The sequence below is a fragment of the Pantoea sp. B_9 genome (genome assembly GCF_008632015.1).
In the GTDB taxonomy this organism is placed as follows: domain Bacteria; phylum Pseudomonadota; class Gammaproteobacteria; order Enterobacterales; family Enterobacteriaceae; genus Pantoea; species Pantoea dispersa.
This window is the reverse complement of record NZ_VWVL01000001.1, coordinates 802,978-824,312: the sequence shown is the minus strand read 5'-3', so window position 1 is coordinate 824,312 and position 21,335 is coordinate 802,978. Positions and strand designations below refer to the sequence as shown.

22 protein-coding genes are annotated in these 21,335 nt (G+C 57.9%); 10 read left to right on the top strand and 12 right to left on the bottom strand.

Annotation, left to right across the window (positions count from 1 at the left end; all coding sequences use genetic code 11):
- Positions 1–2 precede the first annotated feature (2 nt).
- The 5 genes from F3I21_RS04000 (at position 3) to rmf (ending at position 5,823) form a co-directional block, all read left to right on the top strand.
- Positions 3–1,910 carry an ABC transporter ATP-binding protein gene (locus F3I21_RS04000; protein WP_021508313.1) on the top strand — a complete coding sequence of 636 codons (1,908 nt, stop codon included), beginning with the start codon at positions 3–5 and terminating at the stop codon, positions 1,908–1,910.
- A 16-nt stretch (positions 1,911–1,926) separates the two neighbouring features.
- Positions 1,927–3,210, top strand: coding sequence for a membrane integrity-associated transporter subunit PqiA (gene pqiA, locus F3I21_RS03995; RefSeq protein ID WP_150058373.1), 1,284 nt, complete (start codon positions 1,927–1,929; stop codon positions 3,208–3,210).
- Complete coding sequence (gene pqiB, locus F3I21_RS03990; RefSeq protein WP_021508311.1) at positions 3,182–4,825, top strand: intermembrane transport protein PqiB; 1,644 nt, start codon at positions 3,182–3,184, stop codon at positions 4,823–4,825. The genes pqiA and pqiB overlap by 29 nt, the downstream gene beginning before the upstream one ends.
- Positions 4,822–5,388: a membrane integrity-associated transporter subunit PqiC gene (pqiC, locus tag F3I21_RS03985; RefSeq protein ID WP_150058372.1), complete on the top strand. Its 567-nt coding sequence runs from the start codon at positions 4,822–4,824 to the stop codon at positions 5,386–5,388. Before pqiB ends, pqiC begins: the two co-directional genes overlap by 4 nt.
- Before the next feature lie 267 nt (positions 5,389–5,655).
- Positions 5,656–5,823, top strand: a complete 168-nt coding sequence (rmf, locus tag F3I21_RS03980) for a ribosome modulation factor (protein WP_013508548.1) — start codon at positions 5,656–5,658, stop codon at positions 5,821–5,823.
- Between the two features lie 65 nt (positions 5,824–5,888).
- Here the strand turns inward: rmf and fabA are convergent, their stop codons facing one another.
- On the bottom strand, positions 5,889–6,407 hold the full coding sequence (gene fabA, locus F3I21_RS03975; protein WP_010616565.1) for a bifunctional 3-hydroxydecanoyl-ACP dehydratase/trans-2-decenoyl-ACP isomerase: 519 nt from the start codon (positions 6,405–6,407) through the stop codon (positions 5,889–5,891).
- A 67-nt stretch (positions 6,408–6,474) separates the two neighbouring features.
- Positions 6,475–8,337, bottom strand: coding sequence for a Lon protease family protein (locus F3I21_RS03970; RefSeq protein ID WP_058759728.1), 1,863 nt, complete (start codon positions 8,335–8,337; stop codon positions 6,475–6,477).
- A gap of 53 nt (positions 8,338–8,390) precedes the next feature.
- Between F3I21_RS03970 and matP the strand changes: the two genes are divergently transcribed.
- A complete protein-coding gene (gene matP, locus F3I21_RS03965) occupies positions 8,391–8,858 on the top strand; it encodes a macrodomain Ter protein MatP (RefSeq protein ID WP_021508308.1) in 468 nt (155 codons plus the stop codon).
- Between the two features lie 69 nt (positions 8,859–8,927).
- On the opposite strand, the gene ompA is transcribed toward matP, so the two are convergent.
- Both ompA and sulA read right to left on the bottom strand, forming a co-directional pair.
- Positions 8,928–9,998 carry a porin OmpA gene (ompA, locus tag F3I21_RS03960; protein ID WP_058759727.1) on the bottom strand — a complete coding sequence of 357 codons (1,071 nt, stop codon included), beginning with the start codon at positions 9,996–9,998 and terminating at the stop codon, positions 8,928–8,930.
- Between the two features lie 348 nt (positions 9,999–10,346).
- A complete protein-coding gene (gene sulA, locus F3I21_RS03955; RefSeq protein WP_031279848.1) occupies positions 10,347–10,838 on the bottom strand; it encodes an SOS-induced cell division inhibitor SulA in 492 nt (163 codons plus the stop codon).
- 224 nt (positions 10,839–11,062) lie between these two features.
- Here sulA and F3I21_RS03950 point away from each other — a divergent pair, with 224 nt between their 5' ends.
- Positions 11,063–11,692, top strand: coding sequence for a TfoX/Sxy family DNA transformation protein (locus tag F3I21_RS03950; protein WP_058759726.1), 630 nt, complete (start codon positions 11,063–11,065; stop codon positions 11,690–11,692).
- On the opposite strand, the gene yccS is transcribed toward F3I21_RS03950, so the two are convergent.
- The gene (gene yccS / locus F3I21_RS03945; protein WP_150058371.1) at positions 11,689–13,827 is read right to left on the bottom strand and encodes a YccS family putative transporter; all 2,139 of its coding nucleotides are present in this window, start codon (positions 13,825–13,827) and stop codon (positions 11,689–11,691) included. The two genes, F3I21_RS03950 and yccS, sit on opposite strands and share 4 nt — an antisense overlap.
- Positions 13,828–13,835: 8 nt before the next feature.
- Entirely contained in the window at positions 13,836–14,279 is a 444-nt protein-coding gene (locus tag F3I21_RS03940) for a YccF domain-containing protein (protein ID WP_059008932.1), read from the bottom strand.
- A 123-nt stretch (positions 14,280–14,402) separates the two neighbouring features.
- Between F3I21_RS03940 and helD the strand changes: the two genes are divergently transcribed.
- Entirely contained in the window at positions 14,403–16,457 is a 2,055-nt protein-coding gene (gene helD / locus F3I21_RS03935) for a DNA helicase IV (protein WP_150058370.1), read from the top strand.
- 4 nt (positions 16,458–16,461) lie between these two features.
- On the opposite strand, the gene F3I21_RS03930 is transcribed toward helD, so the two are convergent.
- Together F3I21_RS03930 and F3I21_RS03925 are read right to left on the bottom strand one after the other, a co-directional pair.
- The gene (locus F3I21_RS03930; RefSeq protein ID WP_021508301.1) at positions 16,462–16,923 is read right to left on the bottom strand and encodes a methylglyoxal synthase; all 462 of its coding nucleotides are present in this window, start codon (positions 16,921–16,923) and stop codon (positions 16,462–16,464) included.
- Positions 16,924–16,991: 68 nt separating this feature from the next.
- Positions 16,992–17,618: a DUF2057 family protein gene (locus F3I21_RS03925; protein WP_150058369.1), complete on the bottom strand. Its 627-nt coding sequence runs from the start codon at positions 17,616–17,618 to the stop codon at positions 16,992–16,994.
- 174 nt (positions 17,619–17,792) lie between these two features.
- On the opposite strand from F3I21_RS03925, the gene F3I21_RS03920 reads away from it, so the two are divergent.
- Positions 17,793–18,206, top strand: a complete 414-nt coding sequence (locus F3I21_RS03920) for a CoA-binding protein (protein ID WP_150058368.1) — start codon at positions 17,793–17,795, stop codon at positions 18,204–18,206.
- A gap of 31 nt (positions 18,207–18,237) precedes the next feature.
- Here F3I21_RS03920 and hspQ read toward each other — a convergent pair whose 3' ends face one another.
- The gene (gene hspQ / locus F3I21_RS03915) at positions 18,238–18,555 is read right to left on the bottom strand and encodes a heat shock protein HspQ (RefSeq protein WP_021508298.1); all 318 of its coding nucleotides are present in this window, start codon (positions 18,553–18,555) and stop codon (positions 18,238–18,240) included.
- Between the two features lie 59 nt (positions 18,556–18,614).
- Positions 18,615–19,805, bottom strand: a complete 1,191-nt coding sequence (rlmI, locus tag F3I21_RS03910; protein WP_031279846.1) for a 23S rRNA (cytosine(1962)-C(5))-methyltransferase RlmI — start codon at positions 19,803–19,805, stop codon at positions 18,615–18,617.
- Between the two features lie 82 nt (positions 19,806–19,887).
- Between rlmI and yccX the strand changes: the two genes are divergently transcribed.
- Positions 19,888–20,166 carry an acylphosphatase gene (gene yccX / locus F3I21_RS03905; RefSeq protein WP_058769579.1) on the top strand — a complete coding sequence of 93 codons (279 nt, stop codon included), beginning with the start codon at positions 19,888–19,890 and terminating at the stop codon, positions 20,164–20,166.
- Here yccX and tusE read toward each other — a convergent pair whose 3' ends face one another.
- The gene (gene tusE, locus F3I21_RS03900) at positions 20,167–20,493 is read right to left on the bottom strand and encodes a sulfurtransferase TusE (RefSeq protein ID WP_010616552.1); all 327 of its coding nucleotides are present in this window, start codon (positions 20,491–20,493) and stop codon (positions 20,167–20,169) included. It abuts the gene before it with no gap.
- Positions 20,494–20,593: 100 nt separating this feature from the next.
- Positions 20,594–21,250 (bottom strand): FtsH protease modulator YccA, encoded by a 657-nt coding sequence (gene yccA, locus F3I21_RS03895; protein WP_021508295.1) that lies wholly within the window; start codon positions 21,248–21,250, stop codon positions 20,594–20,596.
- Positions 21,251–21,335 lie beyond the last annotated feature (85 nt).

Here is a 21,335-nt window from a genome sequence, read left to right as displayed (position 1 = left end):
TTATGTCACTGATCAGTATCCATGGCGCTTACCTGTCGTTCAGCGATGCGCCGCTGTTGGATAACACCGAACTGCATATCGAAGAGGGCGAGCGCGTCTGTCTGGTTGGGCGCAACGGCGCCGGTAAATCGACGCTGATGAAAATCATCAACGGCGAACAGCCGCTGGATGACGGCCGCATTATTTATGAGCAGGATTTGGTGGTCGCGCGGCTGCAACAGGACCCGCCACGCAATATCACCGGTTCGGTGTACGACTTCGTTGCCGAAGGCGTGGCCGAACAGGCTGAGCACCTTAAGGCGTATCACGCCATATCGCACCTGGTGATGGAAGATCCGAGCGAGAAAAACCTCAACGAAATGGGGCGACTGCAGACGATTCTCGACCATCACAACCTGTGGCAGCTCGACAGCCGCATCAACGATGTGCTGCAGCAAATCGGGCTGCAGCCGGACACCGAACTGTCGTCACTCTCCGGTGGCTGGCTGCGTAAAGCCGCGCTGGGCCGAGCGCTGGTCAGTAACCCGCGCGTGCTGATGCTCGACGAACCGACTAACCACCTCGATATTGAAACCATCGACTGGCTGGAAAGCTTCCTGAAAACCTTCAACGGCAGCATCGTGTTTATTTCGCACGACCGCTCGTTTATCCGCAATATGGCGACGCGCATCGTCGACCTCGATCGCGGCAAACTGGTGTCGTGGCCGGGCGATTACGATCAGTTCCTGCTGGGCAAAGAGGAAGCGCTGCGCGTTGAAGAGATGCAAAACGCCGAATTCGACCGCAAGCTGGCGCAGGAAGAAGTGTGGATTCGCCAGGGCATCAAAGCGCGTCGCACCCGTAACGAAGGCCGCGTGCGCGCGCTGAAAGCGCTGCGTCGTGAACGCTCTGAACGACGTGACGTGATGGGCAAAGCCAACATGCAGGTCGGTGAAGCGGCGCGTTCCGGCAAAATCGTCTTTGAGCTGGAAAACGTGGATTACGGCGTTGACGGCAAAACGCTGGTGAAGGATTTCTCCACCCAGGTGCAGCGCGGCGACAAAATCGCCCTGATTGGCCCGAACGGCTGCGGTAAAACCACGCTGCTGCGCCTGATGCTCGGCCAGCTGAAGGCGGATGCCGGTCGCGTGCACTGCGGCACCAAACTGGAAATTGCCTACTTCGATCAGCATCGCGCGGAGCTCGATCCGGATAAAACCGTGATGGATAACCTGGCGGAAGGCAAACAGGAAGTGATGGTCAACGGCAAGCCGCGTCACGTGCTCGGCTATCTGCAGGACTTCCTGTTCCACCCGAAACGCGCCATGACGCCGGTGCGTGCGCTGTCCGGCGGCGAGCGTAACCGCCTGCTGCTGGCGCGTCTGTTCCTCAAGCCCAGCAACTTGCTGATTCTTGACGAACCGACCAACGACCTCGACGTCGAAACGCTTGAGCTGCTGGAAGAGCTGGTGGATGGCTATCAGGGCACCGTGCTGCTGGTGAGCCACGATCGTCAGTTTGTGGATAACACCGTGACCGAATGCTGGATCTTTGAAGGCAACGGCGAGATCGGTACCTTCGTCGGTGGCTACCATGATGCGCAGCAGCAGCGCGCCGCCTACAAACAGACCAAAGCCGCACCGGTCAAAAGCGCAGCGGCTAAACCGGCAGAAAAAGCCGACGCCCCCAAACGCAGCGCAGGCAAGCTAAGCTATAACCTGACGCGTGAACTGGAACAGCTGCCGCAAAAGCTGGAGCAGCTGGAGACGCGTATCGGTGAGCTGCAGGCGCAGATGAGTCATCCGGACTTCTTCAGCCAGCCGCACGACAAAACGCAGCCGGTGCTGGATGCGCTGGCGCAGGCGGAGCAGGAGCTGGAAACCACCTTTGAACGGTGGGAAGAGCTGGAAGCGCTGAAAAACGGCGCATAACGCAGAGGGAGTCAGCATGTGTGCCACGCATCAGACGCAGCACTGGATGCTCTGTCCGCAGTGTGATTTAACCGTAAAACTGCCCGCCGTACCGGTGGGCAGCCGTGCGCGCTGTCCGCGCTGTCACACCACGCTGGTGGCTAACTGGCACGAACCGCGTAAGCGTCCCACCGGCTATGCGCTGGCGGCGCTGTTTATGTTGCTGCTGGCCAATCTGTTTCCGTTTATCAGCATGCATGTGGCCGGTCTCAGCAGCCAGATCTCGCTGATGGCCATTCCGCAGGTGATGGATCGCGAGGATTATCGCAGCCTCGCCACGCTGTTCCTGCTGTTTGTGCAGGGCATTCCGGCTTTCTGCATGATCGCCATTCTGCTGCTGGTGAATCCGGTGCGCCTGCCGCACAGCCTGCGACTCGGGCTGGCACGCATTCTGTTTCAATTGCGCAGCTGGGGTATGGCAGAAATTTTCATGGCCGGCGTGCTGGTCAGCTTCGTCAAACTGATGGCGTACGGTGAAATTGGCCTTGGCAGCAGCTTCTGGCCGTGGTGCCTGTTTTGTCTGCTGCAGCTGCGTGCGTTTCAGTGCGTCGATCGCCGCTGGGTCTGGCAGCGCATCGATCCGCTGCCGCCGCTGGCGCAAACGCCGCAGGCGGGCATCAGCGGACTGAAGCAGGGGTTGCGCAGCTGTCCGTGCTGCACCGCGATTCTGCCGGCCGCGCAGAGAACCTGTCCGCGCTGCGGCGTGAGCGCTGCGCCGCGCAGGCAGCACAGCCTGCAGTGGACGCTGGCGCTGCTTATCACCTCGGTGATGCTGTATATCCCGTCGAATATTATGCCGATCATGGTGACCGAAACGCTCGGCTCGCAGTATCCGTCCAACATTATGGCCGGCGTCATTTTGCTGTGGAGCGATGGCTCCTGGCCGGTCGCGCTGGTGATTTTTATCGCCAGTATTATGGTGCCTTCGCTGAAGATGGTGGCGATTGGCTGGCTGTGCTGGCACGCCAGCGGCCGCGGCCGGCGCGACAGCGAGAAGATGCACCTGATTTATGAGGTGGTGGAGTTTGTTGGCCGCTGGTCAATGATTGATGTGTTTGTGATCGCTGTGCTTTCTGCGCTGGTGCGCATGGGCCAGCTGATGAGTGTTTACCCTGCGCCAGGCGCGCTATTGTTTGCGCTGGTGGTGATTCTGACTATGTTCGCCGCCATGACGTTTGATCCGCGCCTGATTTGGGATCGCCTACAGGAAACTGAACGTAAGGAGCCGCGTCTTGACGGACAACCAACACGGCATTGCTAACGTCGACCAGATTAAACGCTGGTCGCCGGTGTGGATCGTACCTATCGTCACGCTGTTAATCGGCGGATGGATTCTGTTTTATCACTTCAGCCATCAGGGACCGCAGGTCACGCTGATCACCGAAAACGCCGAAGGCATTGTTGCCGGTAAAACCACCATTAAAAGCCGCAGCGTCGACGTGGGCACCGTCGAAAGCGCGGTGCTGACGGACGATCTGCACCATGTGGAGATCACCGCGCGCCTGAATGCCGGCATGGAAAAACTGCTGCATAAAGACAGCGTGTTTTGGGTGGTGAAGCCGCAGATTGGCCGGGAAGGGGTGACGGGCCTCGGTACGCTGCTCTCCGGCGCCTACATTGAACTGCAGCCCGGCGCCAAAGGGGATAAGCCAGAGCACTATCAGCTGCTCGATGCGCCGCCGCTGGCACCGCCGGATGCCAAAGGTATTCGCGTCATCCTCGACAGCAAAAAAGCCGGCCAGCTTAATCCGGGCGATCCGGTGCTGTTCCGCGGCTATCGCGTCGGCACGGTGGAAACCAGCACCTTTGATACCGACAAGCGCATGATGACCTATCAGCTGTTCATCGCCGCGCCTTACGATCGCCTGATTACCACCAATGTGCGCTTCTGGAAAGACAGCGGCATTGCGGTGGATATGTCCGCTTCCGGCATGCGCGTCGAAATGGGCTCGCTGACGACCCTGTTTAGCGGTGGTGTGAGCTTTGACGTGCCGGACGGCTGGGAACTCGGCGAGCTGGCCAAAAATCAGGACGACTACCACCTGTATGACGACCAGCGCAGCATTCAGGATTCGCTTTACACCAAGCACACTGATTTCCTGATGTTCTTCAGCGACTCGATTCGTGGTCTGCAGGTCGGCGCTCCGGTAGAGTTCCGCGGCATTCGTCTTGGTACCGTGGCTCAGGTGCCTTACATGATCCCGGGCGTGAATCAGGCGCTGAACACTGATTACCGCGTGCCGGTGCTGATCCGCATCGAGCCGGACCGCTTTATCAGCCGTCTGGGTGGCGACTTCAATCTTGAACAGCATCTGCAGGATGGTAAGAAACGCGGCCTGCGCGCCACGCTGAAAACCGGCAACCTGCTGTCCGGTGCGCTGTTTGTCGATCTCGACTTCTATGACAATGCACCGGCTTACAAAGGACCAAACGAAGTGGCGGGGCTGGAAGTGATTCCGACCGTGAGCGGCGGCCTGAGCCAGATTCAGCAGAAACTGATGGCGGCGCTGGATAAGATCAACGCGCTGCCGCTCAACCCGATGATCAACCAGGCCACCGGCACGCTGAAAGAGAGCCAGCGCACCCTGCAGCAGCTGCAGAAAACGCTGGATAACCTCAATCAGATCACCGCCAACCCGGCGATGAAAACGCTGCCGGCCGATATGCAGCAAACCCTGCGCGAGCTTAATCGCAGCATGAAGGGGCTGCAGCCGGGATCGCCAGCCTATAACAAACTGGTGGGCGATATGCAGCGCCTTGACCAGGTGCTGCGCGAATTGCAGCCGGTGCTAAAAACGCTCAACAGCAAGAGCAACGCGCTGGTATTTGAAGCCAAACCGGGTCAGGATCCGCAGCCAAAGAGGGCGAAACAGTGAAAAAAGGGCTGATTATCGGTGCTGTGCTGCTGCTGGCGGGCTGCAGCAGCACCATCGACACCACTTATTACCAGCTGCCTGCGGGCAGCACTATGGCGCGCGTCAGCAGTGACGCCTCCGCCAGCCAGCCGATGATTTGGGTTGAACAGGTGAGCGTGCCGGATTATCTCGCCGGCAACGGGCTGGTTTATCAAACCAGCGATGTGAAGTACGTGATTGCCGCCAACAATCTGTGGGCCAGTCCGCTCGACCAGCAGCTGCAGCAGACACTGGTGAGTAACCTCGGCCAGGCGTTGCCCGGCCGGCTGGTGGCCAGTCAGCCGCTGGGTGACACGCACGATACGCTCAGCGTGCATGTCACCGGCTTCCACGGTCGCTATGACGGCAAGGTGGTCGTAAGCGGTGAATGGCTGTTGCAACATCAAGGCCGGCTTATCAAACATGGCTTTAATCTGACGCTGCCGCAGACCGAAGATGGCTACGATGCGCTGGTGCGCACGCTGGCGCTCGGCTGGCAGCAAACGGCACAGCAGATCGCTAACAGCGTGGTGACGCTAAATTAGGATTTGTTCGATGCTTATGCTAAGTCCCTGATTTGCCGTTATGTGACGGCGCGCAAATCAGGGACTTTTTTATTGCGGAATCAGCCAGATATGGCGGCGGCACTGAGGGATTTGTGTCGATTTCACGGCAAATTGATGACATTGGCGTGAATTTTGCGCATTGACCTTTCACCCACCACAGGTTAGAACATTACTGTGGTTGAACATTAATTCACCACTCTTTCTTTCCACCAGATTCCACCAGACCTGAAATGAGGGAAACGAGGTATGAAGAGACAGAAGAGAGACCGCCTGGAACGAGCACATTCACGAGGCTATCAGGCAGGCATTACCGGCCGCTCAAAAGAGATATGCCCTTATCAAATGATCGATGCCCGGTCTCACTGGTTGGGAGGTTGGCGACAAGCCATGGAAGACAGGTCGGCGGTGGCTTAGGCACCGTCGGATGTCTGTAAACAGGAAAAAAACCTCCGCTGCGTGCGGAGGTTTTTGTTGGCGGATCAGAACGCTGAAGTGTCTTTAAACAGGCCCACTTTCAGGTCAGTCGCGGTGTAAATCAGGTTGCCGTCGACGAACACTTCGCCATCGGCCACGCCCATCACCAGCTTGCGGTTGATGACGCGTTTGAAGTGAATTTTGTAAGTAACCAGCTTCGCCGTCGGCAGAACCTGGCCGGTGAATTTCACTTCACCCACACCCAGCGCACGGCCTTTACCTTCCGCACCCAGCCAGCCGAGATAGAAGCCAACCAGCTGCCACATAGCATCCAGACCCAGACAGCCTGGCATCACCGGATCGCCTTTAAAGTGGCAATCAAAGAACCACAGGTCAGGGCGGATATCCAGTTCGGCTTCCACATAACCTTTATCAAATTTGCCGCCGTCTTCGGTCATTTTGACCACGCGGTCCATCATCAACATGTTGTCAGACGGAAGCGGCGGGCCATTCTCGCCAAACAGTTCGCCGCGACCAGAGGCAATCAGGTCTTCTTTGCTATAGGATTCGCGTTTATCTACCATGTTCTCAATATGCCTTCTTTTAGTGAAGCCCGAATATTAGCGAACAGTTGTACGCTGGGCAATGTAATCAGCTGTGGTTGAACCAGTTGAGCCAGCGTAATGGCCAGGGCCGCGGTCGGTTTTCCTGCTGATTGAGCTGAGTAATGCGCTCCTGAATGGTGCTCAGCAGCGAGTCGCCGCTTTCGCTTTGCCAGGCAATACCGGTTAACAGCGGCAGCGCTTCGTCAACGCGCTCAATCGCCCAGATATGGAACTGGCCCTGCTGCACCGCTTCTACCACGTCGTCGCTGAGGCTGAGATGGCGGACGTTGCTGGCAGGCAGAATGACGCCTTGTTTGCCGGTCAGCTCACGCGACTGGCAGATATGGAAGAAGCCTTCGATTTTCTCATTCAGACCACCCACCGGCTGCACGTTACCAAACTGGTCCACCGAACCGGTAACGGCAATCTGCTGGTTCAGCGGCTGGTTTGCCAGCGCGCTGATCAGCACACACAGTTCGGCCAGCGAGGCGCTGTCACCGTCGACTTCGGAGTAGGACTGCTCAAACACCAGCGATGCCGAGAAGGGCAGCTGCTGTTCCAGCTCCAGCTCCGAAATCAGATATGCCTGCATGATCATCATGCCTTTGGCGTGGATGTTGCCGCCAAGCTCCGCTTTGCGCTCCACGTCGGTAAATTCGCCATCGCCCGGGTGCACAACACAGGTGATGCGTGATGGCTCGCCCCACGGACGTGGATGACCAGGGAATTCAATCACCGACAGGCCGTTGATCTGACCAACCACTTCGCCTTCCGTTTCGATCATGATCTGATTTAACAGGATCTCATCGCGCATCCGGTCGGCAAGGAAACTCTCGCGCCACTGGCGTGCTTCCAGCGCCTCTTTCAGCGCCTCACCATTCAGTGTCTCACCGTGCAGCGCGGCTTCCTGCAGCTGACGGCGCAGCCAGCGCGGGCACAGCGGCAGCGTGTCCTGATCGCCGGTCAGACGCACCGCTTCCTGGATCAGCAGCGGCCAGAAATCAGCTTCGGGTGGCGTCAGGCCGGCCAGCTCCGCCTGGCATAGCGTCCAGCGGCACCAGTTGGCCATGTCATCATCATCGACCAGCTGGAGATTCTCTTCGAACTCGCTGTAGAGCGCCATTTCGTGCACTTCAACGTCCAGTTCCTGGAAGCTGGCCAGCGCCTCGCGATCGCCACATAAAATCAGACGCAGCTGCAGCGGCAGCGGGGGAATGGTCACCGGCAGGGGACGACGCTCGTCCGGTGAGTACCAGTCGAAGCGACCCAGCTCGATCACTTTGCGCAGGCGTAGCCACAGCAGCGGCTGCGCCAGCAGGGTATTGATCGACAGTATCAACGTGCCACCGTTAGCCTGATGCAGCAGACCGGGCTCCAGCTGTACGCGATCTTTATACTGACGCACGCAGCCAAACAGCTGCTCGGACTCAATCCAGTCGGCGTAATGCACGCCGCCGGTGCTGGTGAAGGGACGGCTGGCGTCGACAGGCGGTTGCAGGCTGACGTTGTCGCCCATCACATGGTAATCACCGCCGTACAGCGCGTCCTCGTCAGGCTGAAAGCGCTGCGCTGCTTCGGCAATCCACGCCAGATAATCACTGTTTTCCTGGCTGCGTAACAGCAGCAGCGGAAAGCCCAGCGTTTGATGATGTAAATGCGCCAGCGCATTCAGCAGACGCGGCTGAACCGCGGCAAGCGTATCGCTATCTTCCAGAGAGACGGTAGAGAAAAGTGATTGGTAGCGTGAGCTATCCGGCTGCAGGGCTTGCCACGTAAGTTGAGTGCTGGTCAAAATATTCGCATTAGTCTGGTTCAGGAAAAGCGCGATTATACAGGATTCAACCCGGTTAAGCACGGCGCACTTCCGGCCTGAACTGTGATGGCCGCAACATGTTTTTCCTTGCTGCATCCGGGAAAAAAGCTGTTATTCTTAGTTTGTTACGTGATCACGATGAGATTCCGATGAAATACCAGCAACTCGAAAATCTTGAAAGTGGATGGAAGTGGAAATACCTGGTGAAAAAGCATCGGGAAGGTGAGTTGATCACCCGGCATATTGAGCTGAGCGCTGCGCAGGCGGCGGTAGAGACGTTGCTGGCGATGGAGAATAACCCGGTTGAGGTCGGTGACTGGATCGCAAAGCATATCCATCCGGAGCTGGAAAACCGTCTGAAGCAGACCATACGCGCGCGGCGCAAACGCCATTTCAACGCAGAGCATCAGCACACGCGGAAAAAATCGATCGATCTGGAGTATCTGGTGTGGCAGCGTCTGGCCGGTCTGGCGCAGCGTCGTAACAGCACCCTGTCAGAGACCATTGTTCAGCTAATCGAAGATGCAGAACGCAAAGAGAAGTATGCCAGTCAGATGTCGACGCTGAAGCAGGATCTGCAGGCGATTCTGGGTAAAGGCGGCGCGGATAACGAATAGCAAAAAATTGCGTGTGATAAAAAGCCAAAAAAAACCCCGCCGAAGCGGGGTTTTTTATTGCGCGATAACTTAAGCCTGTGGCTGAGTTACAACGTCTTTGATACCTTTCACGTCGATTTCTACGCGACGGTCTGGCGCCAGGCAGTCGATCAGGGCATTGCGGCCTTTCACGCTGTCACAGGTGTTGCCAGTAACTGGGTTAGATTCACCCATGCCACGTGCAGAGATCTTGTTAGCCGGGATACCTTTAGATACCAGGTAGTCGACAACAGACTGAGCACGTTTCTCAGACAGTTTCTGGTTGTACTGGTCTGAACCGATGCGGTCGGTGAAGCCCAGAACCACAACAGAACCGTCTTTCGGATCCATTGAGCTCAGCTGGCTGTACAGCTGATCCAGAGCCTGCTGGCCTTCTGGCTTCAGGGTAGATTTGTTGAAGGTGAACAGCACGTCAGACTTCAGAGTGAAACGCTTGGTTTCAACAACCGGAGCCGGAGCTGGCGCTGGAGCAACAACTGGAGCTGCAGCTTCGTCCTGACCGAAACGGTAAGAAACGCCGACGCTCAGCATGCTGTTGTCTGGACGCGCACCAACGGTACCTGCGTCACCGATGTTGTTAACCCACTGGTAGTCCAGGCGAGTCGCCCAGTTTTTGGTCAGTGCGTATTCAACACCAACAGCAGCCAGCGGAGAAACGCCGGTGTCGTGGTTGCTGATGCGGCCGTTGTCTGGGTTGGTCTGAGTTGAATCAGCACGCCATACCATGCCGCCCAGACGGGTGTAAACGTCCAGATCGTCAGCAATTGGGTAGCTCAGTTTAGCTGCCAGCTGAACGCCCTGTGCTTTGAATGCGCCATTGGTCACGTTGCCTTTGTTCGGCATACGGCCCAGCCAGTCGTAGCCCAGCTCGAAGCCCAGGTATGGGTTAGCCTGGTAGCCCAGGAAAGCACCTGCGCCCAGCTGAGATTCGTGAGTTGGACCGTCGTTGTTTTCGTAACCGTTACCGTAGTAACCAGTATCGTGATACTGAGACCAGCCCAGTTTAGCACCGGTGTACCAGGTGTCATCTTTAGGAGCGGCCTGCGCTACGGTAGCGAAGCCAGCCAGTGCCACTGCAATTGCGATAGCTGTCTTTTTCATTTTGCGCCTCGTTATCATCCAAATAGGCAATGAGCAAAAAGGTTGCTCTTGGTTGTAATCCTTCGCCGGGTCTAAACGCTCGCTTATGACTCTACCGAAAAAACGGAGGTTATTGAGCACCCTGGCGAGGTAAAGTCTACAACGAGATTGGAAACTTACAAGTATGATGTGACGTCAGCGGATAAAAAAACAGGGATTTATACACACATTTTAACAAATGACATGGCAAAATTTTCGCTACCAGAAAAGAAAAATGCGGCTAAGCCATTGTCATAGCTGGCGGGAAAAGAATCAGTGGCTTAGCCGCAACTTTGTGAAAAAATAGCGTGAGAAAAATCTTAGTTTTACTTAATGAAACAAATCAGAGGGAATTTTTGCGCTGTTTGGCTGTCTGGACAGAGCAAGATCCCGCCCCTGAGGACGCATAATCAACCCCAGCGCTTCGCCTTCGGCGGCTGCCTGCTCAAGTTCCAGGCGCTCTTCATTGCTCAATTCATAAGGAATCCAGGCGAGTACCACGCTGTAGTTGCCGGTGCGCAACGCTTTCACCATGCTCTCAACCGTGCTTAAACGCTCGGATTCCGTGATATGCATACTCTTTTCCAGCGGTAATCCTGACTGCTGCATCCAGCTGCGGTTCAGTTTGTGCGCTGGCGTCAGCCACAGTTGCCAGCGTGACTGGGTGCTCAGCTGCTTGAGGACCGGCAGTAACAGCAGCGGCATGATGCCGGGCTGCTCGCTATAACGCAGTTCAGTAATACCACCCAGAGAAGGTTGCGTTAAGCCCGTCGCAGCGAAACGGTGAGCACGATCAGCAGGGCCAGAGTATTGAGTACGCATATTTTAATCACTCAGTAATGAACTGTATGAATATACAGTAATGAGTTCCTGGATAAAGATCAACCTCAATTTCTGAAAATGCCTCGCAAATTCCGCACAAGATCGGCGCGTTGCCGCTTTTATTCATTGAACAGCTAAATCGTTTTTTCTATCTTCTAACCAGATGAATCTCTGAGCTTTTTATAGGAAATTTCCCGCGCAAGGAATGAGGAAAAGGGGACGTTATGAAGAAAAATAATCCGGTGGTTGAGCAGTCCAAAGCCCAGTTAGCGGCATTGGGAAAAATTGAATCGCGCACCCAGTTTGGTGGTTACGCGCTGGCGGTCGAAAAGGTGGTGTTTGCTTACATCAATGAGGATGCGCTCTATCTGCGCGCCAGCGAGGCGCTACAGCACTATGCCGCACAGCGCCCGCTGGAACCGTTGATATACCGCAAGCGCGGCATGCCGGTGACGCTCAGCTACTACAAAGTGGATAAACAGCTCTGGCAGGACGCCGATCAGCTGCTGCGCTTATCGGCCAGTTCGCTGTCTGCGGCGCGCGCCGAGGCGGCGAACAGACTTGTCTTGCTCAGGCTGAAAGATCTGCCCAATCTCAGCCTGCGCATGGAGCTGATGCTGCACAAAGTCGGGATCAATTCTGTTCGCTTGCTGTATGAAATGGGCTCGCGTCAGAGCTGGCTGAAGCTGCGGGCGGTGAATAAAGATATCGGCCTGAAAACGCTGCTGGCACTGGAAGGCGCCATTTCCGGCCATCACCAGGCCGCTTTGCCGGCGGCGGTACGTGAAGAGTTGAGCGCCTGGTATCAGGAAACGCTCCGCCAGCACGCCGCGGCAGAGCGCCTGTTGCCTTAAGCGGCAGCGAGGGTGCGGCGCAGGCGGGCAATTTCCGGCAGCAGCGCAATCAGTAGCCCCAGCTGCTGCAACACCAGCGGTGCCTGCGCCTCCTCACTGGTTTTCAGCGCGCTCAGGCGCTGCATCAGTGTCTGCTGCATCGTTTCCGCCTGCGCTTCGCTGACGCGATCAATCTGCAGCACATCCTCGACGAAGCATACCGCGTCATCTAAAAGCGTCAGCAGTTCGCCCTGCGTCAGCCGCTCCCGGTGCGCGCCCAGCGCCGAGATGTAGCTGAGAAACGAGTGGTTGAGGCACATCAGACGGAACGCATTCTCGCGCAGCGGCGGCTGTTGCTTCAGTTCGCCGCTGATATTGGACACCACGGACGCCAGTTCCGCATCGGCGTTATGCGCGTCACGGCGCGCCACGCGGTAGGCGAGACGGTTATCTTTACCCTGATGATACTGTTCCAGGATGGCATCAAGATAACGACAGTTGGCATTCAGCGTGCGATCGGCAACCGTCGTCAGCTGACGGAAACGCCAGTCAGGCCAGACAAACGCCACCGCCAGCCAGGCCAGACCACAGCCGAGTAAGGTATCCACCACGCGTGGCAGGGCGACATCAAAGCCTTCACCCAGCAGATTGAAGCACAGCAGCACCAGCAGGGTGATGAACAGCGTCGCCTGCGCGTACTGAATCTGGCGGAAGGCAAAAAACAGCACGCCGCTCAGCACAATCAAAACTAACTGGCCCTCAATAGAGGGCACCAGCCACAGCACCGGCAGGCCAATCGCAATACCGGCCAGGGTTCCGCCAATACGCAGCGCCAGCCGCCGCCGTGTGGCGTTGTAGTTAGGCTGGCAGACAAACAGGCTGGTCAGCAGGATCCAGTAGCCGCGATGCAGGCCGGTAAGCTGAATGAAGGCGTACCCCACGCACAGCACCAGCGACATGCGCACCGCGTGGCGGAACAACGCCGAGGTCGGACTCAGATGGCGACTGAGGCGCAGACGGATATCCGCCCAGCCACTCAAGTCTTCGCGCGACAGATGGTGATCGCTCTGCGTCAGCGGTTCTGCCAGCCGCTGCTCTGATTCGATCGACGCCAGCTGCGCATCAATGGCGCGTAAGTTGCGCAGCAACCAGAACAGCGGACGAATGTGCGTCGCCTGCGGATCGTTATGTTGCAGGCGCTGCAGGGCGGTCTCAAGCCGTTCAAAGCTGCGCGCAAAATGGCTATCGTGGTGCCACGGCTGGCGCAGCACGATATTCTCTGCCAGCTGGCGACAGGCCTGCGCCTGCATGTTCAGCAGTCGCTGAAAGCGAAACAGCACCTCGTTGTAGCGCCAGTCATCGCGCAGCAGGTGATATTGCAGATGCGACGAGCTGGCGCGCTCGTGAATATCCTGCGCCACAAAATAGTAATGCAGGCTGCGCCGCGTGCTGCGCGAGCCGCGGTCGCCGCGTAAACGGCTCTGAATGGTGGTTTTTGTCAGGTTGAGCTGCGCCACCAGCTGGCTATTGACCATCGCGGTGGCGATCAGCGCCGCGTCATCCTGCTCACCGCCGTCGGGATCAAACAGATTGGCCTTGGCTTCCAGATAGCGCGCCAGCTGGGAAAAGCTGGCGGCCAGCTGCTCCTGCACCGGGCGCACCGGGAACATCAGGTGGCCGATAAAGGTCAGCAGGTTGTACCACAGCGCGCCAATCAGCAGCAGCGCCGGCTGCATCCACCACTGCGGAAACAGGCCAATGCCCAGCATGGTGTACACCGCGATCAGCAGGGCACCAAACGCAATGGTGGCGTAGCGCTGCCCCAGCGCGCCCAGTAGAATAAATCCCCAGCTGGAGAGCGCCAGACCGATAGCAAATAGCCACGGGTGCGGAAACAGCAGCTCGACCGAGACCGAGGCAATGCAGAAGCACACCAGCGTGATGAGCAGGTTGCGCACGCGGCCGGTCCAGCGATCGTCAAGATCGGCCAGCGCCGCCGCCACGACGCCGAGCGTCAGCGGGATGGTCCACTCAATCTGCTGCAGCCACCAGGGAACGGCGGCACAGCCGGCCAGCGCGAAGAAGATGCGCAGCAGGTAGCGCAGGCTGCTGTTGAACAGATAACGGCGCCAGCCGGGCATAGCGTCAGGCATCATCTTCAGCCTCAGTAGCGGCGCCGCGCGTTGGCGTCACGCGCCGCCTGCGCTTCTTCCACTGACACCACGCGACGACCTACCGGCCACAGCGCGATAGCGGCGATTTTGAAGTGGGCAATGCCGGTCGGAATACCGATGATGCTCAGACACTGCAGGATGCCGGTCGAAATGTGCATCAGGCACAGCCACCAGCCAAAGAAAATCAGCCAGAACAGGTTGAGGAAGGTGCCGCCAGCGTTCAGCACGTGGCTTTTACTCTCCGGGCGCAGCACGTCAACGTGAACCGCTTCGTTGCCAAACGGCAGCAGGGACAGTTTGGTGATCTCCCAGCAGGAGCGGGTCAGCGGCAGGGTAAAGATCAGCACGATGCTGATCAGCGTGGCCAGCAGCCAGCCGAGGGTGGTGATAAAGCCGCCAAGAACAAAATTCAGAATATTAAGCACGGTGCGCATAACGCGATTTTCCTTTTGCAATCCGCAATATGTGTCGCCCAGTTTAGCGTGTTTTAAGGCTGGAGCGCTAAGGGTCTGACAGGTAAACTGCGCGATAATTGAATTCCACATGACGGTGCGGAGATGGAACTAAAAGCAACATCCATGGGCAAACGGCTGGCACAGCATCCCTATAACCGGGTGCGACTGCTGGCTGCCGGTGTGGAAGTCAGCGGCGATCGCCACGAGTACCTGATCCCGTTTAATCAGCTAATTGGTATCACCTGTAAACGCGGCCTGGTGTGGGGCGAGCTGGAGTTCTTGTTACCGGAAGAGAAAGTGGTGCGGTTGCACGGCACCGAGTGGCAGGAAACCCAGCGTTTTTACCATTACCTGCAGCAGGCGTGGCAGCAGTGGAGCCTCGAGATGAGCGAAATCAGCGCGCAGGTGCTGAGTGCGCTGCAGCAGGAGATCGTCGCGTTTACCGGCCAGGATCGCTGGCTGAAGCGCAGCGAGCTGGCTGCGGTAAAAGAGACCATCACGCGCCAGTTTTCCGCCTTACCGCTGCCGCTGGCACGGCTTGAGGAGTTTGATAACTGCCGCACGCTGTGGCGCTTTTGCCAGCAGTGGCTTGAGCAGGGCGAGAGCGCAATTCGGCAGCGCAACCGCGAGTGGAGCGCGCGGGTGATCAGCGATAATCACGCCTTCTTCTCCACCGTTGAAACCACGCCGCTCAATCCATCGCAGTGTGAGGCGGTGGTCAACGGTGAAGACGCGCTGCTGGTGCTGGCTGGCGCGGGCAGCGGTAAAACCTCGGTGCTGGTGGCGCGCGCCGGCTGGCTGTTACAGCGCAAACTGGCGCAGCCGGAGCAAATTCTGCTGCTGGCTTTTGGTCGCCAGGCGGCGGAAGAGATGAACGATCGGATCCAGACGCGGCTGGGTGAGAGCGCGATTCAGGCGCGTACGTTCCACGCGCTGGCGCTGCACATCATTCGTGAAGGCAGCAATAAGCAGCCGGTCATTAGCCGGCTGGAAAGTGACAGCAGCGCGCGACGTCAGTTGCTGATCGAAAACTGGCGCGAGCAGTGCAACAGCAAAAAAGCGCAGGCCAGCGGCTGGCGACAGTGGTTGCAGGAAGAGCTGGCGTGGGACGTGCCGGAAGGTCCGTTCTGGCAGGATGACAAACTGGCGCAGCGTCTTGCCGTGCGGCTGGAGCGCTGGCTCGGCCTGATGCGCATGCACGGCGGCGCGCAGGCGGCGATGATTGCTGATGTGCCAGAGCCGCTGCGCGACAATTTCACGAAGCGCGTCAGGCTGATGGCGCCGCTGCTGAAAGCATGGAAAAGCGCACTGAAAGCCGAGGGCGCGGTGGATTTCTCCGGGCTGATCCACCAGGCAATCGCTGTACTGGAGAAGGGCCGCTTTATCAGCCCGTGGAAGCACATTCTGGTGGATGAATTCCAGGATATTTCTCCGCAGCGGGCGGCGCTGCTCAGCGCGCTGCGGCAGCAAAATAAGCGCACCAGTTTGTTTGCGGTCGGCGATGACTGGCAGGCGATCTATCGCTTTAGCGGCGCGGAGATGAGCCTGACCACCGCGTTTCATCACTATTTTGGCGAAGGCGACCGCTGCGTGCTGGATACCACCTACCGCTTCAACGATCGCATCGGTGACGTTGCCAACCGCTTTGTGCAGCAGAATCCGCATCAGCTGCGCAAGCCGCTCAACAGCCTGAGCAAAGGGAACAAGAAATCCATTACGCTGCTGCCGCAGGAGCAACTGGAAGCGCTGCTCGACAAGCTGAGCGGTTACGCGAAGCCGGACGAGCGCGTACTGCTGCTGGCGCGTTACCATCATCTGCGTCCGGCCATGCTGGATAAAGCCAAAACCCGCTGGCCGAAACTGCGTATCGACTTCATGACCATCCACGCCAGTAAAGGTCAGCAGGCGGGTTTTGTCATCGTGCTGGGGCTGCACGAAGGGCGTGACGGTTTCCCGGCGCAGGCGCGCGAGTCGATCATGGAAGAGGGACTGCTACCGCAGCCGGAGGATTTTCCGCATGCCGAAGAGCGGCGCCTGGCCTACGTGGCCATCACGCGCGCGCGTCAGCAGGTGTGGCTGATGTTTGATAAAGAGCGGCCTTCCGTGTTTGTCGAACACCTGCGCGAACTGGGCGTTGCGCAGAGCCGGAAGGCCTGAGCCATCAGGCTTTCAGGCGTTCCGTCAGGTAGCGCTGATAATCGGGGATCTGGATGGTCACTTCGCTGGCAAACATCGGCGAATGGATAATGAAATCCGCGGTGGCGCGGTTGGTCGCCACCGGGATATTCCATACGGTGGCGAGGCGCAGCAGCGCTTTGACGTCCGGATCGTGGGGTACTGCATTGAGCGGATCCCAGAAGAAGAACAGCACATCAATTTTACCTTCAGCAATCAGCGCGCCGACCTGCTGATCGCCGCCCATCGGCCCGCTGAGCATGGCATTCACATCCAGTCCGGTGTGACGATTGATCAGGTTGCCGGTGGTGCCGGTGGCGTATAGCACGTGAGGTTGCAGCGCATTTTGATTGATTTTCACCCAGTCCAGCAGCGAGGCTTTACAGTGGTCGTGGGCAACGAGGGCGATGTGTTTCTGAACTTTCAGGGTACGAACGGTCTGCTCCATGGGGCTTCCTGTTTCGGCGCGTGCAAACGTAGTGAAGGCACGAGTTTACCCCTGGCGTTCAGCTGCTATCAACTTGCGCGTAGGGTTTTCACCCAACTGATAAAACGCTGCCGCGTGGCGGCATCAACACGCTGCAGCCAGCGTTGCAGCGCGGGCAAATTACTGGCGTCCTGCCATACCATATCCAGACTGAGACTGGCGTCCGGTACGCTGGCCGCCTGCAGCGCAAAGCGCGGCACGCTGGCCGCCTGCGCCGTACGGTTGTAATTGAGCATCGCCTGTTCAACATTGCCGCTGCTCTCACCCGGCAACCGATCGCGAATGCTGGCTATTTCATTACCACGCTCATCAATCAGCTGAAAATTTAACGATTTATCAAACAGGCTGCGTTCGCGGCGGTTATTCAGCGCCGGCAGGCGAATCGCTACGGAATGGGCGTCGGCGGTGAAGGTGACGATCATCAGTTCTGAGCGGAAGTGAGTGGCATCGGCGCAGGGTTTATCCACGCGAAACAGAAACTGATGCTGACCGCGCTCCAGCTCAAGGCTGTCCGCGCCTTTCAGCAGCGAACCTGAGATTTTGCGCCCATCCAGCACCAGCAGGTCGATCTGCGGATCGAGCTTCAGGGTGATGGCATGGCAGGTTGCCGATACGAGCAGCAACAGCAAACCCGTAACAGCCAGAGACAGCTTCATTTCAACTCCCGGAACAGGGGAAAAAGGGCGATGTGTAGCAAATTATTACATTATGGCAGTTAATTTACATTTTAACATATTTATTCGTGTCGCCGCGCAAACTTTTCGTGCGCTGCGCTTGCACTTTAGCGCGCAATGGCATCTACACTCAGGCGAGTGAACAAGGAGAAAAACATGAACGATCAAACGATTCGCGATGTCCTGACGCAAACCAAACGCATCGCGCTGGTCGGTGCCAGCGATCGCACTGAGCGTGCCAGCTATGGCGTAATGAAATACCTGCTCGATCAGGGTTATGACGTGGTGCCGGTGAGCCCGAAGCTGGCGGGACAGCAGCTGCTGGGCCAGACCGTGTATGGCACGCTGACGGAGATCCCGGGCAAGATCGACATGGTGGATGTGTTCCGCAATTCCGAAGCGGCATGGGGCGTGGCGCAGGAAGCGATTGCTATCGGCGCCAAAACTCTGTGGCTGCAGCTGGGCGTGATTAATGAGCAGGCGGCGGTGCTGGCGCGTGATGCCGGGCTGACGGTGGTGATGGATCGCTGCCCGAAGATAGAAATCCCGCGGCTGGGCGTAACGCGGTAAAGACAAACGGCGACGCGGCGTCGCCGTACCGTTAATGCCGCAGGCTGGGTGCCTGCAGCTGCTGGCGGATCGAAGCGGCCAGCTCATCCATGGAGGGCTGTTCCGGATGTTCGAACGAGGTTTCGCCGGCCAGCTGAATCTCAGCGATATAGGTATGCACCTGTTCGCCTTCCTCATCTTCCATCACTACGTGATACCAGGGGGCCGCACGCAGCGATTCCGTCGCGCCGACCTCATCCAGTTGCGGATCGTCCAGCGAATACTCCGGGTCGACATCCACAATCACGCCGAGCACCCCGGAGAGACGGTGCCGGACCTGCTGTCCAATTCCAAATTTACTGGCAATCATTGTGACCTCCCAAAACTTTGCCCTGCCACCGATATGGGGGCAGGGACAGCGTTTTCAAGTCACAGCACGCGACAGGCAAAGCCTTTCAGATAAAGCCCTTCAGGATAGCTGGCGATCACCGGATGGTCGGCTGCCTGACGGAACTGCTCTATAAATTGTACATCACGACCGGCATCAACAGCGGCATCGGCGATAATTTTCTGGAACAGCTCGGTGGCCATCAGCCCGGAACAGGAGAAAGTCAGCAGAATGCCGCCCGGATTCAGCAGCTGCATCGCCAGCATGTTGATGTCTTTATAGCCGCGGCAGGCGCCCATCAGCTGGTTTTTATTTTCGACGAATTTCGGCGGATCCATAACGATCATGTCGAACTTCTCGCCGCTGTCGCGGTAGCGACGCAGCAGTTTGAACACATCGTCACGCAGGAACTGCGCGCGTGAGACATCCAGCCCGTTAAGCGCCACGTTCTGTTTTGCCACGTCAAGCGCATCCTGCGAGGTATCCACGCTGATCACTTCCCGGCAGCCGCCGAGCAGAGCAGAGACCGCAAAGCCGCCGGTGTAGGAGAAGCAGTTAAGCACGCGGGCATTTTCCGCATAACGACGGGTGGCAAAACGGCTGTCGCGCTGATCGAGGTAATAACCGGTTTTGTGACCGCCCTGAATATCCACCAGCAGCTGCATGCCGTGCTCGGTTATCGGCAGCAGCGCAGGCGGCAGTTCACCGCTTACCGGACCCTGCGCCAGCTCCAGTCCCTCTTTCTTGCGCACTGCCACGTCAGAACGGTCGTAGATGGCACAGTCGGGATAGCACTGCTGCAGCGCCGAGACGAGAGCCGGGCGCTGATACTCCGCCCCGGCCGACAGCAGTTGCAGCACCAGGAAATTACCGAAGCGATCAATCGTGACGCCCGGCAATCCATCGGACTCGCCGGCAATCAGGCGATAGCTGTCCAGCCCGTCGCGCTGTGCCAGCCAGTCGCGCCACTGCTGGGCTTTTTGCAGCGTGCGCACAAAGAAGGCGATGTCGATTGACTCATCCTGTTGCCAGCTCCAGACGCGCGCGCGAATTTGTGACTGAGGAGAGTAGGCGGCGCGGGCCAGCCATTTGCCGTTGCTGTCACAGATATCAATGGTTTCACCCGACTGGGCTTTACCTTCCATACGGGCAACGGCCCCGGAGAACACCCACGGATGGCGGCGGAGCAGGGATTTTTCACGTCCCTTAGCGAGAATCAATCGAACGGTCATGTTTGCTATGCTTACCTGAAAAAATGAGGCGCCATTTTCCGGTGGATGGCGGCAAAATGCAACGCACAAAGGGGAGATCGCCATGGCGACGACAGGTTATAAAATCTGGGTACACGGCAGGGTGCAGGGCGTGGGCTTCCGTTATTACACCCAGGCGCAGGCGAACGCGCTGGGCGTCACCGGCTATGCGCATAATCTGGCCGATGGCAGCGTGGAGGTGCTGGCGGCGGGAGAAGCACAGCAGGTGGAGTCACTGATTGCATGGCTGAAGGCGGGCGGACCGCCCAGTGCCCGGGTCGATAAGGTGCTGGTGGAGCCGCATCAGCTGGCGGAGCGGCCGACGCGGTTTACTACCGGGTGATCACAGACACTTCGCCGGTTTTGGCAGGCCGGCGATTTTTGTGGCCTGTTTGGCCGGACCTTCCGGGAACAGGCGAAACAGATAGCGGCTGTTGCCTTTCTCTTCGCCATATTTTTGCGCCATGGCTTTGACCAGCATGCGCACCGCCGGCGACGTATTAAACTGCTGATAAAAATCACGCACAAAGTGCACCACTTCCCAGTGCGCTTCACTCATCTCAATCGCTTCCTGCTGGGCGATGGCCTGCGCCAGCGCTTCACTCCAGTCGGCGCTATTTTTCAGATAGCCTTCCGCGTCAGTGGCAATCTCTTTACCGGCAAAAATCACGTTGTTTCCTCATATCGTCAGCGCGCCCATTGTAAAGGCGGCGGCGGATAAAAAGCAAAAACCCCGCCGGAGCGGGGTTTAACGGTGCGTGCTTTACGTCTTAGTCGCGGTTGGCAAAGCCCAGCAGGCTCAGCAGGCTGACAAAGATGTTGTACAGCGAGACATACAGGCTGACGGTGGCGCGAATGTAGTTGGTTTCACCGCCCTGAATGATGTTGCTGGTTTCCCACAAAATGGCACCGGCAGAGAACAGAATAAACAGGGCGCTGATCGCCAGGTGCAGCGCGGGCAGCTGCAGGAAGATATTGGCAACCACGGCCACCAGCAGCACCACAAAGCCGGCCATCATCATGCCGCCGAGGAAAGACATGTCGCGACGCGTGGTCAGGACATAGGCGGAACAGCAGAAGAACACCAGCGCGGTACCGCCCAGCGCCATGGCGATAACATCACCCATACCGGCGGTGAGGAACGAGCTGAGAATCGGACCGAGGCAGTAACCGAGGAAGCCGGTAAAGGCAAACGCGGCCAGAATACCCGCCGGGCTGTTCGCCAGGCGATAGGTCAGAAACATCAGCCCGTAAAAGCCCACCAGCATCAGAATCAGTCCCGGCGAGGGCAGGGCGTAGACGGTGCTGAGCGTGGCGGTGACGGCGGAAAACGCCAGCGTCAGGCCAAGTAAGAAATAAGTATTGCGCAGCACTTTATGGGTGCTGAGTAGCGACTGCTGCTGTGACGAGCTAATTATTCTGTCCATCATGCGCTCCTGTTAGAGAGAGAACACCAAATATGGCCTGAGAATACGCAACGGTCAGAGGACAGAAAAGGCGTTTTACCCATCT